This is a genomic window from Streptosporangium sp. NPDC049046, from assembly GCF_040649155.1.
In the GTDB taxonomy this organism is placed as follows: Bacteria; Actinomycetota; Actinomycetes; order Streptosporangiales; family Streptosporangiaceae; genus Streptosporangium.
Genome location: NZ_JBEZEZ010000032.1, coordinates 1 through 14,981, shown reverse-complemented (window position 1 = coordinate 14,981; position 14,981 = coordinate 1). Strand labels below are relative to the sequence as shown.

Genomic DNA, 14,981 nt, shown 5'->3' with positions numbered 1-14,981 from the left:
CATCCGGCCGACGTGATCCTCGGCCGCGTCGGCGGACCGCAGCCGGTCATCCCGCCGGCCTCTGTCCGTACCGCGGTAAGAGTGAGGCGGCCCCTGGCGACGAGAGGGCCGCCGGTCTCTCGGGCCCCCGAGTCGGCGGATGCCCGCGGGGCTCCCCGGTTTCGGTGATGAGGGGAGCCCGGCTCTCTTCGCTCAGCCCTCGGCGCGTTTCTGACGCTCGTTGTAGGCCCTCATCCGGGGTGGATAACCGGTCAGCTGGACGTCGTAGACGGGCAGGGCCAGGTCGCGGGCCACCTTGCGGATCACCGCGGGGGAGCCGACCCGGCGCCGGGTCCATTCACCGTCGTCGGCGACGGCCACCGCCGTGGTGTTCGTCGCGAATGTCTCGGGCTCGACGTAGAACTCGACGCTCTTGCGCGACTTCGCGAAGGCGATGAGCGCCTCGATGTCGGCGTCGGTCGTGGCGCGGTCGAACTTTGCGATCTTCGGCCCGCGTAGCCGCCTCAACCCGTAGCGATCTCGCCATCTCATATTTCCTTGTATACCTCTCCTGCTCGTTCCGTGGCGGAAGGCCAGGGATGGGTCTCAGGGGCTTATGGGGGTTCATCCTGATATACCGGGCCGACAATCTGGACGAACATTGAGATCGAAGCGGCGAAGAAAGGGTATCGGTCTCATGGCAGGCACAGCGACACCAGCAGGCCCGGGGTACGGGGGAGTGCCGGCGGCAGGTCCTCGACCCGGTCACGCGGGGCTTCGGGTCAGCAACCAGGATCGCGAGCGGGTGGTCGAGCACGTCCAGGCCGCCTACGCGGAGGGAAGACTCGACAAGGCCGAGTTCGACGACAGGCTGGAGCGGGCGATGACGGCCCGCGTCCACGGCGACCTCGTCCCGATCATGAACGAGCTGTACGGCACGCGTCCGGCCCGTCTCGCCTCCTACCCGCCCGCCGCGGGTCAGGTCGCGTACGGTCATCACGCACGCCCCTTCGGCCGGGGGGAGAGCGGAGCGGAGCGTCTGGGGGCGGTGGCGTCGCACCTGCTCCCGCTGGCGGGCCTTCCCGTCATCGGTCCGGCCGTCATGATGCTCACCGCGGGCAGGACGTCGCCCTACATCCGGGCGCACTCGGTGGAGGCACTGAACTTCCAGCTGACGATGCTCGCGGCCACCATCGTGCTGGCGATCACTTTCATCGGCTTCGTCCTGACGCCCCTGCTCTGGATCGGCGGCGTGGTGCTGTCCGTGGTCGGCGCCGTGGCCGCGGCGGGCGACGGCGACTTCCGATACCCCTTCACCCTGCGTGTCGTCAAATGACGCCTCCGGTGTCCTGAGGCCGCAGGACCTACGGGACGGCAGCCGCACGAGGGACGTGGCACCCGTGCGGCGGTACGCCGGACCACGGACGTGACACGAGCACGAAGACATGTCAGAGCATGAGGGCGCGGACCATGTCGACGGTGTCGGCCTGGTCCGCCGTCTTGTCGGTGCGGTAGCGGATGACCCTGGCGAAGCGCAGCGCCATGCCGCCGGGATAGCGGCTCGACTGCTGCACGCCGTCGAAGGCGATCTCGACGACCGTCTCGGGACGGACGGTGACCGTCCAGCCGTCGGTGGGCCCCTCGGCGATGCCGAGGAAGCGGTCGGTCTGCCAGGCGAGCAGCTCGTCGGTCAGGCCCTTGAAGGTCTTGCCGAGCATGACGAATCCGCCGGTCACCGGGTCGCGGGCGCCCAGGTGCAGGTTGGAGAGCCTGCCCTCGCGGCGACCATGGCCCCATTCCGCGGCCAGGACGACGAGATCGAGCGTGTGCCGGGGCTTCACCTTGATCCAGCCGGCGCCGCGCCGCCCGGCCGCGTAGGGCGTCAGGAGCGACTTGACCACCACGCCCTCGTGGCCGCTCCTGATCGCGTCCTTGAAGAACGCCTCGCCGTCCGCGACGTCGCCGGTGACCAGGCGGGGGGTCACCAGCTCCGCGGGCACGGCGGCGGTCAGGGCCGCATGGCGTGCCTCACCCGGCAGGTCGAGCAGATCGGCGCCGTCGACCCGCAGCGCGTCGAAGAAGAAGACGCTCAGCGGGATCCTCTCGCGCACGCGCGGCACGTCGGTGCGGCTTGACACGCGGCCCGAGGTGACCTGGAAGGGCTCGGGGCGGCCGTCGGCCCGCAGCGCGATCACCTCGCCGTCGAGGACGAGGTCGCGGGAGGGCAGGGCGCTCATCGCCTCGACCAGCTCGGGCACCTGCGCGGTGATGTCCTCAAGGGCGCGGGTGAAGACGGTGATCCGCTCATCCGAGCGGTGCGCCTGGACCCTGACGCCGTCGAGCTTCCACTCGATGGCCACCGGCTCGCCGAGCTTGCCGAACGCGGTCGCGATGGAGGTGGCGCTCTGGGCGAGCATCGGCGACACCGGGCGGCCGACCTCAAGGTGGAAGGCGCGCAGTGCCTCGACCCCACCGCCCAGGGCGGCGGCGCCGACGGCGGGAAGCCAGCCGCGCAACGTCAGCGCCCGCCTGACCTCGGTGGCCGGCACCCCGGCCGCCTTCGCCACGGCCTCGACCATCACTCCTTCAAGCGCGCCCTGACGCAGCTCGCCCCGCAGCAGCCGTGACAGGAAGACCTGCTCCTGGCGGGTGAGGGCGCCGAACAGCTCGGAGACCAGCGTCCTGCGCGCGCTCTGCGAGCCGGGGCCCGACAGGGCCTTGATCTCATCGAGGAGGTCGTGGACCCCGCGCAGGGTGGCGGTGGCGGCGAGCCGGGGCTCCGGCGGGTCCTGCAGGCTCGTCCAGCCCACTCCGACGTTGCGCTGAGGCAGCTCTCCCGAGAGGTAGGCGATCGCGATCTCGGCCTCGTCCGGCTCGACCCTGCCGAGCAGCTCCGCGAGGTGGGCGGTCTTCGCCAGCCGGGCGGAGACGGCGGTCACGGCCGCGGAGGTGCGCGCGAGGTCGATCAACAACACAATGGCCAGCTTAAGAGCTACGAGCGGTATTTCGGTGAGGCGAGGCGCTGCTTTTCTGAGTCATCGCGCCCCGCGGGGAGGTCGGACCTTCCCGCGAACCTCGCGAACGTGAGGTGGCCGCCAGACCGGGGCACACAGAGGACGACATCGGACGCAGGGCACGGTGCCGGATATGAAGGACGGTGCAGGACGATCGGGACGGCAGTGGGGGCGGAGGGGTGACAGGACACGCGGGGCGGGCCACCCGTCGCCGGTGTGGCCCGCCCGCATGCGTCGTTTCGTCCCGAGTCAGCTCACGCCGAGCAGGTCCACGACGAAGATGAGCGTCTCGCCCGGCTTGATGCGGTTGCCCGCGCCGGCGTTGCCGTAGCCGAGGTGCGGCGGGATGGTGAGACGACGGCGGCCGCCGACCTTCATACCCGCGACGCCCTGGTCCCAGCCCGCGATGACCCGGCCCCCGCCCAGCGGGAACTGGAAGGTGTCTCCGCGGTTCCACGACGCGTCGAACTCCTCGCCCGTCGAGAAGGCAACGCCGACGTAGTGCACGGTGACCTGGTGTCCCGGCTTGGCCTCCGGGCCGTCCCCTACGACGATGTCGACGATCTCCAGCTCCGAGGGCGGGGCGCCTTCCGGAAAGTCGATCTCCGGCTTCTCCAGTGCCACGTGGTTCTCCTTGGTTGGATGCGCGCCGGTCGATTTCCGACCGGCCGGACGACTCTACGGCTTCCGGCGTCACCACGAGAGACGTGGGGGCCGAGGTGGCTTCCGCGTCGTCTTTCCGAAGTCGTCCTTCCGAGGAGGGGAGGGGGTCTCCCGTACGGGGGCGGCGAGCACTCGTACGCGAGGCCGTCCGGGATCGTCTCGCGAGGCGGGGACCGGTGGCACCGCGGGTGCGGGCGGCAGGTGGGACCACGGGGGAAAGTTGTGAGGGAGCGCTCTCTGAGATAGAGAGTGGCCCGCTCGGCGGGGGGTGTCAAGAGGCCGGTGCGGCCCTGTGGAACACGCTGGAAACGCGACCTTAATGTGACCTTTCCTCGTGGGAGCGCTCCATTTTGTATAAAATTTAACTCCAAAACCTCTCTGGGCTGTGGAAACGTTTAAGAGAGCGAGAGGGCACTTTCCGTGAAAAGTCGACCGCCAGGCGCGGGGTGAGGTCGGCGGTGCCGTTGACAGGCAATCCCCTTGGCGTCACTCTCTCTCAGAGAGCGCTCTCTCCATGATCATCTATGAGGACCCCGGGAGGGTTCCATGCGTAAGTCACGCCAGAGGTTCCTCGCCCCGATGGCCGCCGTTTCCGCCCTGGTCCTGGGCCTCACCGCCTGCGGTGGGGGTGGCGCCGGGAGCGGCGGGCCGGCCTCAGGGCCGGCCGAGAAGATCAAGCTGACCGTCGGGCTGTTCAGCGACTTCCACTACGCGCCGCTGTACGAGGAGTTCAAGAAGACCCACCCCAACGTGGAGATCGTGGAGCGCCGCGCGCAGTTCAACGACCACCACACCAACCTCATCACCCAGCTGACCACCGGCGCGGGCGCCGCGGACGTGGTCGCCGTCGAGGGCGGTTACATCGGCGCCTTCACCCCCGTGCCGGACAAGTTCCACGACCTCAAGGAATACGGCCTGGACAGGCGCGAGAGCGAATACCTCGACTGGAAGTGGAAGCTGGGCGTCTCCAACGACGGCTCCGCCCTCCTGGGCCTCGGTACCGACGTCGGCGGCCTGGCCATGTGTTACCGCCCGGACCTGTTCAAGAAGGCCGGCCTGCCCGTCGACCGAGACGAGGTCTCGGCGCTCTGGCCGACCTGGGACGCCTACGTCGAGACGGGCAAGAGGTTCGTCGCGGGCAAGGTGGAGGGAGCCAAGTTCACCGACGGTCCCGGCGAGCACTTCCGCGCCATGGTCGAGCAGGCCCCCATCGGCTTCTACGACGCCGAGTACAACATCGTCGCCGCCACCAACCCCGACGTGCGCAAGGCGTACGACACGGGCGTGAAGATGATCGACGAAGGTCTCTCGGCCAACCTCGCCGCGTTCTCGCCGCCGTGGAACACCGGCATCGCCAAGGGAAGCTTCGCCACCATGGTCTGCCCGGCCTGGAAGACCGGAACGATCAAGGATCAGAAGCCCGGCGAGGGCACCTGGGACATCGCGGCGGTCCCCGGCGGCGGCGGCAACCAGGGCGGCACCCACCTGATGCTGCCCAAGCAGGGCAGGCATCCCAAGGAGGCCGCGGCACTGATCGACCTGCTGACCAGCAAGGAGAGCCAGATCAAGCTCTTCAAGGAGGCGAGCGCGCTGCCCTCGCTGCCCGCCCTGTACGACGACCCCGCGGTGAAGGACTTCGTCAACCCGTACTTCGGCAACGCGCCGATCGGCAAGATCTTCACCGACGCGGCCAAGTCGCTCAAGCCGCAGCCCGTGGGTCCCAAGGCCGGTGACGTCCTGCAGGCGATCGGCGACGGTCTCCAGCGGGTCGACCAGGGCAAGCAGAACGCCGAGGAGGCCTGGGCACAGGCGCTCAAGGACGTCGGCAGGATCAAGTAGTCGTCCCCCGGCCGGCCGGTCTGGTACCGGTCGGCCACCAGCCCGTGCCCCTGTCCCGTGGCGGGCACGCGTCCCGTGCCGCGGAACCGCGCGCCTCCCGCCGTGCGCCGTGACGGGCCGACGCCGCCCGCCGTGACGGGCCGCACTCCTCCCGCCGTCCGAAGAACCGCAGAAAGGAGCTGCCATGGCCACCCGCGCGCCCGATCGCCTGGCGGCGGTCCCGCCGAACAGGCAGGCGGGACCCCGCCTCCGCCGCCAACTGGTTCACCAACTCGACGTCAAGGGCTCGCCGTACGCCTACGTGGCCCCCTTCTTCCTGCTCTTCTCCGCGTTCGGGTTGTTTCCCCTCGCGTACACCGCCTGGGTGAGCCTGCACGAGTGGACGCTGCTCCGGGACGAGCAGACCTTCGTCGGCCTGGAGAACTTCAGAACGCTGCTCGCCGACGACTACTTCTGGAACGCCACTTTCAACACCCTGTCCATCGGGGTGCTGTCCACCGTGCCGCAGCTGCTGCTCGCCATCTGGCTCGCCCACCTGCTCAACCGGCCGCTACGGGCGCAGACCTTCTTCCGCATCACGCTGCTGCTGCCCAACGTGACCAGTGTGGTCGCGGTGGTGGTCATCTTCAGCCAGTTGTTCGGCCGGGACTTCGGCATGATCAACTGGGTGTTCTCCCTGGTCGGCGTCGAGGGCATCGCCTGGAACGAGGGGGTGCTCAGCTCTCACTTCGCCATCTCCACCATGATCATGTGGCGGTGGACGGGCTACAACGCCCTCATTCTCCTGGCGGCGATGCAGGCGGTGCCGCGCGAGTTGTACGAGGCGGCCACCATCGACGGCGCGAGCGGGACGACCCAGCTCCGCAGGATCACCATCCCGATGATCAAGCCAACGATCATCTTCGTCGTCATCACCTCGACGATCGGCGCGATGCAGATCCTCGCCGAGCCGCTGCTGTTCGGCTCCTACCTCGTCACCGGAGGGGTGGACCGGCAGTATCAGACGCTCTCCCTGTTCATCTACGAGAACTTCACCAAGCTCGACTTCGGTTACGCCTCGGCCATCTCCTGGATGATGTTCGTCTTCATCGTGGTGGTCGTCGGCGTCAACTACCTGCTCACCCGTCGTGGGAAGGGAGGGCTGACATGAGCGCCCACACCGCCGTCCCCGCGGTCCGCCGTCGTTCCGGCGGCGCCGCCCGCAGGCTCACCTACCTCACGCTCGCCGCGGTGGCGTTCTTCTCCATGATGCCGCTCTACTACAGCGTCGTGGTCGCCTCCCGCGACAACGCGGCCCTGGCCGACGTGCCGCCGCCGCTCATCCCCGGCGGCAACTTCTTCGCCAACGTCGCCCGCGTCTTCGACACGGTCCCCTTCGCCCTGGCGATGCTCAACTCCGTCGTCGTCTCCGGCACCGTCGCGTTCGCGGTGATGCTCTTCTCCACCCTGGCCGGGTTCGCCTTCGCCAAGCTGCGCTTTCGCGGGCGCAACGCCCTGCTCCTGCTCACCGTGGCGACGATGATGGTGCCGACCCAGCTCGGCATCATCCCGCTGTACATGCTGATGGTGAAGCTGGAGTGGACCGGCACCATGTACGCGCTGATCGTGCCCGCGCTCGTCAACGCGTTCGGGGTGTTCTTCATGACCCAGTACCTCTCCAGGGCGCTGCCGACCGAGCTGCTCGAGGCGGGCCGGGTCGACGGCTGCAGCACCTGGGGCCTGTTCTGGCACGTCGTGCTCCCGGCCGCCCGCCCGGCGGCGGCGGTGCTGGGCATGCTCACCTTCATGTCGGTCTGGAACGACTACTTCTGGCCGCTGGTCGTCCTGACCCCGGAGGATCCGACGGTCCAGGTGGCCCTGTCCACACTGGCCAGCGGATACGTCAACGACTACGTGCTCGGCCTGGCGGGCACCACGCTCGGCACGCTTCCACTGGTCGTCGTGTTCGCCCTGCTCGGCAAACAGATCATCGGAGGAATCATGCAGGGGGCGGTGAAGGGATGACCGCCGTCGGCACTCGGAGGCCACCCTCGCCTCCGTCGTGCCGACGGCAACGGCCACCCGCGCGTCGTGCACGCCGCGATCGCCGAAGGGGCGGACGTGCGTGGTCATCCGGTCGCTGCTGATAATTTCGAGTGGGCCGGAGGGGACCGGCGTAGGTTCGGGATCGTGCGCGCGGACTTCGCCACCCGGCGGCGTCCGCTCAAGGACGGCGCGCCGTTGTACCGCGATGTCATCGCACGTAACGGACCGCAATCGACGGTAGGGGAAGAACACGATGAGACGTCCCACCCTGGAGGCGGTCGCCGCCCGTGCCGGGGTCTCCCGGTCGACCGTCTCCCGGGTGGTGAACGGCCAGACCACGGTCACCGCCGACATCCGGGACCTGGTCATGCGCGCGGTGAACGAGCTCGGCTACGTCCCCAACGGGGCGGCGAGAAACCTGGTGACCCAGCGGACCAACTCGGTCGCGCTGGTCGTCTCGGAGTCGCCGAACCGGGTGTTCTCCGACGATCCGATGTTCTCCACCGTCATCCGTTCGGCCAGCCTGGAGCTGGAGGCCGTCAACAAGCAGGTGGTGCTGCTGCTGGCCGGGTCGCCGGAGAGCCATGCCCGGGTGGAGCACTACATCGCCGGCGGCCACGTCGACGGCGTCATGCTCGTGTCCAGTCACGGTGCCGACCCGCTGCCGGTCGCGCTCACCCGGCTGCGCGTCCCGGTCGTCTCCTACGGCAGACCCGCCGTGCCGGTCGAGATACCGTACGTCGACAACGACAACGTCGAGGGCGCCGCCACCGCCGTGCGGCATCTGCTGGAGCGAGGCAGGCGGCGCATCGCCACCATCGCGGGGCCGCTGGACATGATAGGCGGGCAGGACCGGCTGACCGGCTACCGCGAGGTGCTGCGCGACTCCGATCGCCGCTCGATCATCGCGGTCGGCGACTTCACCCGGGAGTCGGGGGCGGTCGCGATGCGGCAGCTGCTCGCCGACGACCCGGAGATCGACGCGGTCTTCGCCGCGAACGACCTGATGGCGATCGGCGCGATGCACGCGCTCCGCCAGGCGGGCCGGAGGATTCCCGACGAGGTCGCCATCGTGGGCTACGACGACATCGAGGCCGCCCGCTACACCGACCCGCCGCTGACGACCATCCACACGCCGCACGCCGAGCAGGCCGCGGCGATGGTCCGCCTGCTGCTCTCCCTCCTTGAGGGAGGCCCCGCCGAGTCGATGATCGTGTCCACGGATCTGGTCGTCCGGGCGTCCTCGTAGTCCCGGTTCGGAGCTCGGGCCGGAGCCCTGGCACCCGGCCGGGGCTCCGGATCCGTGCTCTTCGTCGGGTCTTGAGTTTCGCCCGCTCCCGTGGCCGGAGGGCGACCGGTCTCAGGACGCGGTGGACTCCCGGACGACCAGCTCGGTGGGGAGTGTCACCTGCGCCTTCTCCTCCAGGTCGAGGACCATGCGGGCGAGCCTCCGTCCCATCTCGACGGTCGGCTGCCTGACCGTGGTCAGCGGAGGCTCGGCGTAGGAGACGGCTGGGATGTCGTCGAAGCCGACCAGCGCGACGTCGTCGGGGACCCGTCGGCCCGCCTGGCGCAGGGCCGTCAGCGCGCCCAGCGCCATCAGGTCGTTCGCCACGAAGACCGCGTCGATCTCCGGGTCGTCGGCGAGCAGCTGCCGCATCGCGACCGTCCCCGACTCCCGGGTGAAGTCGCCGACCGCGACGATGGAGCGGCGGTCGGAGTCGCGCAGCACGGCGCGGTAGCCGTCGAGCCGGTCGATTCCGGCGATCATGTCCTGCGGCCCGGCGATGGTGGCGATGCGCCGCCTGCCCCGTTCCATCAGGTGCCGCACCGCGCGCTCGGCGCCGCCGGCGTTGTCCACGTCCACGTACGGCAGGCTGCTGGGCACGGTCGGCCTGCCGCTGCACACCACCGGCACCCCGCGCCTGGCGAGGATGGCCGGCAGCGGGTCGGTGCCGTGCATCGACGCGATGACCACGCCGTCCACGTGGCCGTTGGTGGCGTAGCGCTCGGCCCGCTGGTAGCCGCCCGTCGCGCCGATGAGCATCAGCACGAGCTGCTTGTCGGCCTCCTCGATCTCCAGGCTGACCCCGCGGATGATCCCGGCGAAGGTCGGGTCGTCGGAGAAGACCCGGGTCGCCGGCTCGGGGAAGACGAGCGCTATGGAGTCGGCCCGCTGGGTGACCAGGCTCCGCGCCGCCTGGTTGGGCACGTAGCCCAGCTCCTCCACGGCGCGGTTGACCGCGTCGCGGATCTGGGGTGCCACGCGCGTGGAGCCGTTGACCACGCGCGAGGCCGTCGCCCGGGACACACCCGCCCGGGCGGCCACCTTCTCCAGGGTCGGACGGGTCCTCACAGTCCGTTCCGGCGTACGACCTGGCTGTACCACAGGGCGCTGTCCTTGGGGATGCGGCGTTGCGTCGCGTAGTCGACGTGTACGACGCCGAACCGCTTGTCATACCCCTCGGCCCACTCGAAGTTGTCCAGCAGCGACCACACGAGGTATCCGCGCAGGTCGGCGCCGCCCTCGATCGCCGCGTGCGCCGCGCGCAGGTGGCCGTCGAGGTAGGACAGGCGGCCGACGTCGTGCACCTCGCCGTCCTCGACGACGTCGTCGAAGGCGGCACCGTTCTCGGTGATGATCAGAGGGGTGCCCGGATAGTCGCGCGAGAGCCGCAGGAGCAGGTCGGTGAGGCCGAACGGCTGCACCGGCCATCCCATCGCGGTCTGCGGCGCGTCGGCTCCGCCGAAGGCGATGCCCTCGCTGCCCGGATAGACCAGGTTGGCGGGCTCGCCGGCGCGGACGGTCACGGTCTGCGGGTGGTAGTAGTTCACGCCCAGCAGGTCGATCGGCTGACCGATGATCTCCAGGTCGCCGTCCTGGACGAAGGACCAGTCGGTGAAGCGGCGGGCACGCTCGACGACGTCGGCGGGATACTCCCCGCGCAGCACCGGGTCCAGGAAGATCCGGTTCTGCAGGCCGTCGACGAGCTCGACCGCGGGGGCGTCGTCGCCGATCACGGGGGAGAGGTTGAGCGTGACGCCGACCGTGGCGGCGCCCGAGGCGCGTAGCGCCTGGACGGCCAGGCCGTGGCCGAGCAGCAGGTGGTGGACGGCGGCGAAGCCCAGCGCGGGCTCGGCGAGGCCGGGGGCGTGGATGCCCGACGCGTAGCCGAGGAAGGACGAGCACCAGGGCTCGTTCAGGGTGGTCCACGTCTCGACCCGGTCACCCAGCCTGCCGTGCGCGATCGCGGCGTAGTCGGCGAAGTGCGTGGCGGTCTCCCTGCTGGTCCAGCCGCCGCGGTCCTCCAGGGTCTGCGGCAGGTCCCAGTGGTAGAGCGTCACGATGGGGGTGATGCCCTTTTCGAGGAGCTCGTCGACGAGGCGGTCGTAGAAGTCCAGGCCGCGCGGGTTGGCGGGCCCCGACCCGTCGGGCTGCACGCGGGGCCAGGAGATGGAGAACCGGTAGGAGTGCAGGCCGAGGTCGCGCATGAGCGCGACGTCCTCGGGATAGCGGTGGTAGTGGTCGCACGCGACGTCACCGGTGTGGCCCGCGTGAACCTTGCCGGGGGTGCGGGAGAACGTGTCCCAGATGGAGGGGCCCCTGCCGTCATCCCGGGTGGCGCCCTCGATCTGGTAGGCCGCGGTGGCGGCACCCCAGACGAAGCCCTCGGGGAATCTCAGCACGCCGGAGTCCTGAAGGTCGTAGGACTTTTCGGCGGACATGGTCATGTCCTCACCGCCCCATTCTGTTCGGCTGTTACGTGAGAGCGCTCTCTGGAGCATCACGGTACCGCACAGATCGTGTCAAGAATTCTGAGATGGTAACCGTAATATCACGGTTCTTGACTTTGCGTTGTGGGCAGACAACTCTTCCAGAGAGCGCTCTCACACTCCCCGGCAATTGTGTATTTGGAGGATGGTTCCATGTCGCTCCTCTCTCGGCCCCGGCGCACCGCCCTTGCGGCGGGCAGCATAGGGCTGGCGTTGGTCGTCACCGCCTGCGGATCCGCGGACCCCACGCCATCGGCGGGTGGCGACGACGCCGGCGCGTCCCCCGAATGTGCCGCCTTCAGTCAGTACGGCAAACACGAGGGCAAGACCGTCAGCATCTACTCGCCGATCCGTGACGCGGAGGCCGACCACTTCGAGAAGGCGTGGAAGCCGTTCGCCGACTGCGTCGGAATGAAGATCACCTATGAGGGCACCGGCGAGTTCGAGGCGCAGATCCAGGTCCGCGCGGACGGCGGCAACCCCCCCGACATCGCCTTCTTCCCCCAGCCGGGCCTTCTTGAGCGTTTCGCCAAGGCGGGAAAGCTCAAGCCCGCCTCCGAGGAGATCAAGAAGCTCACCGCCGAGGGCTGGTCGGAGGACTGGGCCAAGTACGCCACCGTCGACGGCGTCTTCTACGGCGCCCCGCTCGGCGCGAGCGTGAAGTCCTTCGTCTGGTACTCGCCGAAGATGTTCACCGAGAAGGGCTGGGCCGTCCCCAAGACCTGGGACGAGCTCATGACGCTCACCAACACGATCGCCGACTCCGGCGTGAAGCCGTGGTGCGCGGGCATCGAGTCCGGTGACGCGACCGGCTGGCCGGCGACCGACTGGATCGAGGACCTCATGCTCAGGGAGGCCGGTCCCGAGGGATACGACGACTGGGTGAGCCACAAGACCCCGTTCAACGACCCCAAGGTCACCGCGGCGGTCGACAAGGTCGGCGCGATCCTCAAGAACGAGAAGTTCGTCAACGGCGGCTACGGTCCGGTCAAGTCGATCGCCAGCACCGCCTTCCAGGAGGGCGGCGTCCCGATCACCGAGGGCAAGTGCGCCCTGCACCGCCAGGCGTCCTTCTACGCCAACTTCTGGCCCGAGGGGACCAAGGTCGCCGAGGACGGTGACGTGTTCGCCTTCTACCTGCCGGGCAACGACCCGGCCAAGAAGCCGGTGCTCGGCGCGGGCGAGTTCGTGGCGGCCTTCACCGACCGCCCCGAGGTCCAGGCCGTCCAGGCGTATCTCGCCTCCGCGGAGTTCCCCACCGCCCGCATGAAACTGGCGACCTACGTCACCGCGCGCAAGGGCGTCGACCCGGCCAACGCCCAGAACCCGATCGACAAGCTCTCCATGGAGATGCTCCAGGACCCGAGCACGATCTTCCGCTTCGACGGCTCGGACCTGATGCCCGCCGCGGTCGGCGCGGGCACGTTCTGGAAGGGCATGACCGACTGGATCAACGGCAAGGACACCAAGACGGTCCTCGACTACATCGAAGCCTCCTGGCCCAAGTCCTGATATATCCCGATGAGTCCGGTTCTGCGTGATGCGCGGGACCGGACCGTCGTCCTCCCGGGAGATTCTCCGATGGACTTCGACTTCGCCGCCGAACTGCCCAAACTCCTCCAACTGCTGATCGGCGTCGCCGCGTTCCTCGTGGTGGTGGCGGTGATCCTGGTGCTCCTCGACCGCGCCCCGATGCGGCGGCGCGCGTGGACCCACGCCACGATCCTGCTTCTGCCCGCCATCCTGCTCCTCGCCATCGGCCTGGTCGTACCGGCCGTGCGCACCACCCTGCTGTCGTTCATGAGCGGCGACGGCAAGGAGTGGGTCGGCATGTCCAACTACGCCTGGATGTTCACCCAGCCGGAGGCGGTGATCGTCCTCCGCAACACCCTCATCTGGGTGCTGCTCGTCCCGCTGCTGGTGACCTCGGTCGGGCTGGTCTACGCCGTCCTGGTCGACCGCACCCGTTTCGAGTCGCTCGCCAAGTCACTCGTCTTCCTGCCGATGGCGATCTCCTTCGTCGGGGCGGGCATCATCTGGCGCTTCGTCTACGCCTACCGCTCCGAGGAGCAGGACCAGATCGGCCTGCTCAACCAGATCACGGTCGCGTTCGGTGGCGAACCACAGCAGTGGCTCCAGGAGGCACCGCTCAACACACTGTTCCTCATCGTGGTCATGGTCTGGATCCAGGCGGGTTTCGCCACCGTGGTGCTCTCCGCCGCGATCAAGGGAATCCCCGCCGAGATCGTCGAGGCCGCCCGGCTGGACGGGGCGAGCCCGCTGCAGATGTTCTTCCGGGTGACGCTGCCGTCCATCCGATCGGCCGTGATCGTGGTGCTGGTCACGCAGTCGATCGGCACGCTCAAGCTGTTCGACATCGTCCGCACCATGACCGGCGGCCAGTTCGACACCAGCGTCATCGCCAACGAGATGTACAACCAGGCGTTCCGGTACGGCGAGACGGGCAAGGGCGCGGCCCTCGCGGTCTTCCTGTTCGTCCTGGTGACCCCGATCGTGATCTACCAGATCCGCCAGCGCAGAGAGGCCGTCAGGTGACCGGGCGAGCAGGCAGGCCCCGCGTCGCGAGTACGCGGACGGCGAAGGAGTCCACATGGCCACGTTGACCCAGACCATGGTGCGGCCCGAGGCGACGACGGCACCGCAGCGCGTACGGCGGAGACTGAGCGGCCGCGTCGCCGGCGCCGCGGCGATCGTCATCGCGGTCCTGTGGACCACCCCGACCTTCGGCCTGCTGCTGTCCTCGCTGCGCCCGGAGGACCAGATCAAGACCACCGGCTGGTGGACGTTCTTCTCCGACCCGCAGATCACCCTGGAGAACTACCAGCAGGTCCTGTTCGGAACCTCCTCGTCCTCCGGCCAGATGATGAGCTTCCTGATCAACTCGATCGTCATCACGATCCCGTCGGTGCTCTTCCCGCTCGCCCTCGCCACCTTCGCGGCGTACGCGCTCGCCTGGCTGCCGTTCCGCGGACGAGAGTGGATCTACATCGGCATCTTCGCGCTGCAGATCGTGCCGCTGCAGATGGCACTCGTGCCACTGCTCTCGTTCTTCTCCGAGGGCGTGTCCGTCTTCGGCCTCCAGTTGATGCCCGCCTGGGAGCTGGAGGGCCCCGCCCGGTTCATTCAGGTCTGGTTCGCCCACACCTGCTTCGCGCTACCGCTGGGCGTCTTCCTGCTGCACAACTTCATGTCCGAGCTTCCCGGCGAGTTGATGGAGGCGGCGAGGGTCGACGGGGCGAGCCACGGGAAGATCCTGCGCACGATCGTCCTCCCGCTGGTCGGGCCGGCGCTCGCCACCTTCGCGATCTTCCAGTTCCTCTGGGTCTGGAACGACCTGCTGGTGGCCCTGATCTTCGCCGGAGGCACCCCGGAGAGCGCTCCGATGACGGTACGGCTGGCGCAGATGGCCGGTACCAAGGGCAACGAGTGGCAGCGCCTGACCTCGGGAGCGTTCGTCTCGCTGATCATCCCGCTGGTCGTCTTCCTGTCGATGCAGCGCTACTTCGTCCGCGGCCTGCTCGCGGGCGGCGTCAAGGGCTGAGCACCCTCTTCCGCGTCCACCTGCCGGCGGGGGGGGCCCCGGGGGGGGGGCCCCCCGGGGTGGTTGGGGGGGGGAACACCCAGACCCCCCACGCGGGGGGGGCCCCCGGGGCGGGCGCCCCCCCC

Annotated in this window: 13 protein-coding genes and 1 pseudogene; 9 read left to right on the top strand and 5 right to left on the bottom strand. The window is 69.1% G+C overall.

Features of this window, described 5'->3' with window-relative positions; genetic code table 11:
* Positions 1 to 192: 192 nt before the first annotated feature.
* Entirely contained in the window at positions 193 to 531 is a 339-nt protein-coding gene (locus AB0B96_RS33465; RefSeq protein ID WP_350945893.1) for a hypothetical protein, read from the bottom strand.
* 145 nt (positions 532 to 676) lie between these two features.
* Here AB0B96_RS33465 and AB0B96_RS33460 point away from each other — a divergent pair, with 145 nt between their 5' ends.
* Positions 677 to 1,315: a DUF1707 and DUF4870 domain-containing protein gene (locus AB0B96_RS33460; protein ID WP_362905248.1), complete on the top strand. Its 639-nt coding sequence runs from the start codon at positions 677 to 679 to the stop codon at positions 1,313 to 1,315.
* A gap of 112 nt (positions 1,316 to 1,427) precedes the next feature.
* Here AB0B96_RS33460 and AB0B96_RS33455 read toward each other — a convergent pair whose 3' ends face one another.
* Positions 1,428 to 2,954, bottom strand: coding sequence for an ATP-dependent DNA ligase (locus AB0B96_RS33455; RefSeq protein ID WP_362905246.1), 1,527 nt, complete (start codon positions 2,952 to 2,954; stop codon positions 1,428 to 1,430).
* A gap of 288 nt (positions 2,955 to 3,242) precedes the next feature.
* Complete coding sequence (locus AB0B96_RS33450) at positions 3,243 to 3,617, bottom strand: FKBP-type peptidyl-prolyl cis-trans isomerase (RefSeq protein ID WP_350925951.1); 375 nt, start codon at positions 3,615 to 3,617, stop codon at positions 3,243 to 3,245.
* A gap of 585 nt (positions 3,618 to 4,202) precedes the next feature.
* On the opposite strand from AB0B96_RS33450, the gene AB0B96_RS33445 reads away from it, so the two are divergent.
* The 5 genes and pseudogenes from AB0B96_RS33445 (at position 4,203) to AB0B96_RS33425 (ending at position 8,769) form a co-directional block, all read left to right on the top strand.
* Complete coding sequence (locus AB0B96_RS33445) at positions 4,203 to 5,495, top strand: ABC transporter substrate-binding protein (RefSeq protein WP_362905244.1); 1,293 nt, start codon at positions 4,203 to 4,205, stop codon at positions 5,493 to 5,495.
* A 184-nt stretch (positions 5,496 to 5,679) separates the two neighbouring features.
* The gene (locus AB0B96_RS33440) at positions 5,680 to 6,645 is read left to right on the top strand and encodes a sugar ABC transporter permease (RefSeq protein ID WP_362905242.1); all 966 of its coding nucleotides are present in this window, start codon (positions 5,680 to 5,682) and stop codon (positions 6,643 to 6,645) included.
* A complete protein-coding gene (locus tag AB0B96_RS33435; protein ID WP_362905240.1) occupies positions 6,642 to 7,499 on the top strand; it encodes a carbohydrate ABC transporter permease in 858 nt (285 codons plus the stop codon). Before AB0B96_RS33440 ends, AB0B96_RS33435 begins: the two co-directional genes overlap by 4 nt.
* Before the next feature lie 66 nt (positions 7,500 to 7,565).
* Positions 7,566 to 7,733: pseudogene (locus tag AB0B96_RS33430) on the top strand (family 1 glycosylhydrolase); the annotation flags it as partial.
* Between the two features lie 40 nt (positions 7,734 to 7,773).
* Entirely contained in the window at positions 7,774 to 8,769 is a 996-nt protein-coding gene (locus AB0B96_RS33425; RefSeq protein ID WP_350945899.1) for a LacI family DNA-binding transcriptional regulator, read from the top strand.
* 111 nt (positions 8,770 to 8,880) lie between these two features.
* Here the strand turns inward: AB0B96_RS33425 and AB0B96_RS33420 are convergent, their stop codons facing one another.
* Both AB0B96_RS33420 and AB0B96_RS33415 read right to left on the bottom strand, forming a co-directional pair.
* Complete coding sequence (locus AB0B96_RS33420) at positions 8,881 to 9,876, bottom strand: LacI family DNA-binding transcriptional regulator (RefSeq protein ID WP_362905238.1); 996 nt, start codon at positions 9,874 to 9,876, stop codon at positions 8,881 to 8,883.
* Positions 9,873 to 11,252 carry a GH1 family beta-glucosidase gene (locus tag AB0B96_RS33415; RefSeq protein WP_362905236.1) on the bottom strand — a complete coding sequence of 460 codons (1,380 nt, stop codon included), beginning with the start codon at positions 11,250 to 11,252 and terminating at the stop codon, positions 9,873 to 9,875. Before AB0B96_RS33415 ends, AB0B96_RS33420 begins: the two co-directional genes overlap by 4 nt.
* A gap of 195 nt (positions 11,253 to 11,447) precedes the next feature.
* Between AB0B96_RS33415 and AB0B96_RS33410 the strand changes: the two genes are divergently transcribed.
* From AB0B96_RS33410 to AB0B96_RS33400, 3 genes are all read left to right on the top strand, one after another.
* Positions 11,448 to 12,806 (top strand): ABC transporter substrate-binding protein, encoded by a 1,359-nt coding sequence (locus AB0B96_RS33410; protein ID WP_362905234.1) that lies wholly within the window; start codon positions 11,448 to 11,450, stop codon positions 12,804 to 12,806.
* Positions 12,807 to 12,875: 69 nt separating this feature from the next.
* Positions 12,876 to 13,850, top strand: a complete 975-nt coding sequence (locus AB0B96_RS33405; protein WP_362905232.1) for a sugar ABC transporter permease — start codon at positions 12,876 to 12,878, stop codon at positions 13,848 to 13,850.
* 55 nt (positions 13,851 to 13,905) lie between these two features.
* The gene (locus AB0B96_RS33400) at positions 13,906 to 14,856 is read left to right on the top strand and encodes a carbohydrate ABC transporter permease (RefSeq protein ID WP_362905230.1); all 951 of its coding nucleotides are present in this window, start codon (positions 13,906 to 13,908) and stop codon (positions 14,854 to 14,856) included.
* Positions 14,857 to 14,981: the final 125 nt, after the last annotated feature.

Excerpts from the sequence above, each read along its gene's own strand:
- AB0B96_RS33465 (WP_350945893.1), bottom strand. The coding sequence starts at position 531 with ATGAGATGGCGAGATCGCTACGGGTTGAGGCGGCTACGCGGGCCGAAG.
- AB0B96_RS33460 (WP_362905248.1), top strand. The coding sequence starts at position 677 with ATGGCAGGCACAGCGACACCAGCAGGCCCGGGGTACGGGGGAGTGCCG.
- AB0B96_RS33445 (WP_362905244.1), top strand. The coding sequence starts at position 4,203 with ATGCGTAAGTCACGCCAGAGGTTCCTCGCCCCGATGGCCGCCGTTTCC.
- AB0B96_RS33440 (WP_362905242.1), top strand. The coding sequence starts at position 5,680 with ATGGCCACCCGCGCGCCCGATCGCCTGGCGGCGGTCCCGCCGAACAGG.
- AB0B96_RS33435 (WP_362905240.1), top strand. The coding sequence starts at position 6,642 with ATGAGCGCCCACACCGCCGTCCCCGCGGTCCGCCGTCGTTCCGGCGGC.
- AB0B96_RS33425 (WP_350945899.1), top strand. The coding sequence starts at position 7,774 with ATGAGACGTCCCACCCTGGAGGCGGTCGCCGCCCGTGCCGGGGTCTCC.
- AB0B96_RS33415 (WP_362905236.1), bottom strand. The coding sequence starts at position 11,252 with ATGACCATGTCCGCCGAAAAGTCCTACGACCTTCAGGACTCCGGCGTG.
- AB0B96_RS33410 (WP_362905234.1), top strand. The coding sequence starts at position 11,448 with ATGTCGCTCCTCTCTCGGCCCCGGCGCACCGCCCTTGCGGCGGGCAGC.
- AB0B96_RS33405 (WP_362905232.1), top strand. The coding sequence starts at position 12,876 with ATGGACTTCGACTTCGCCGCCGAACTGCCCAAACTCCTCCAACTGCTG.
- AB0B96_RS33400 (WP_362905230.1), top strand. The coding sequence starts at position 13,906 with ATGGCCACGTTGACCCAGACCATGGTGCGGCCCGAGGCGACGACGGCA.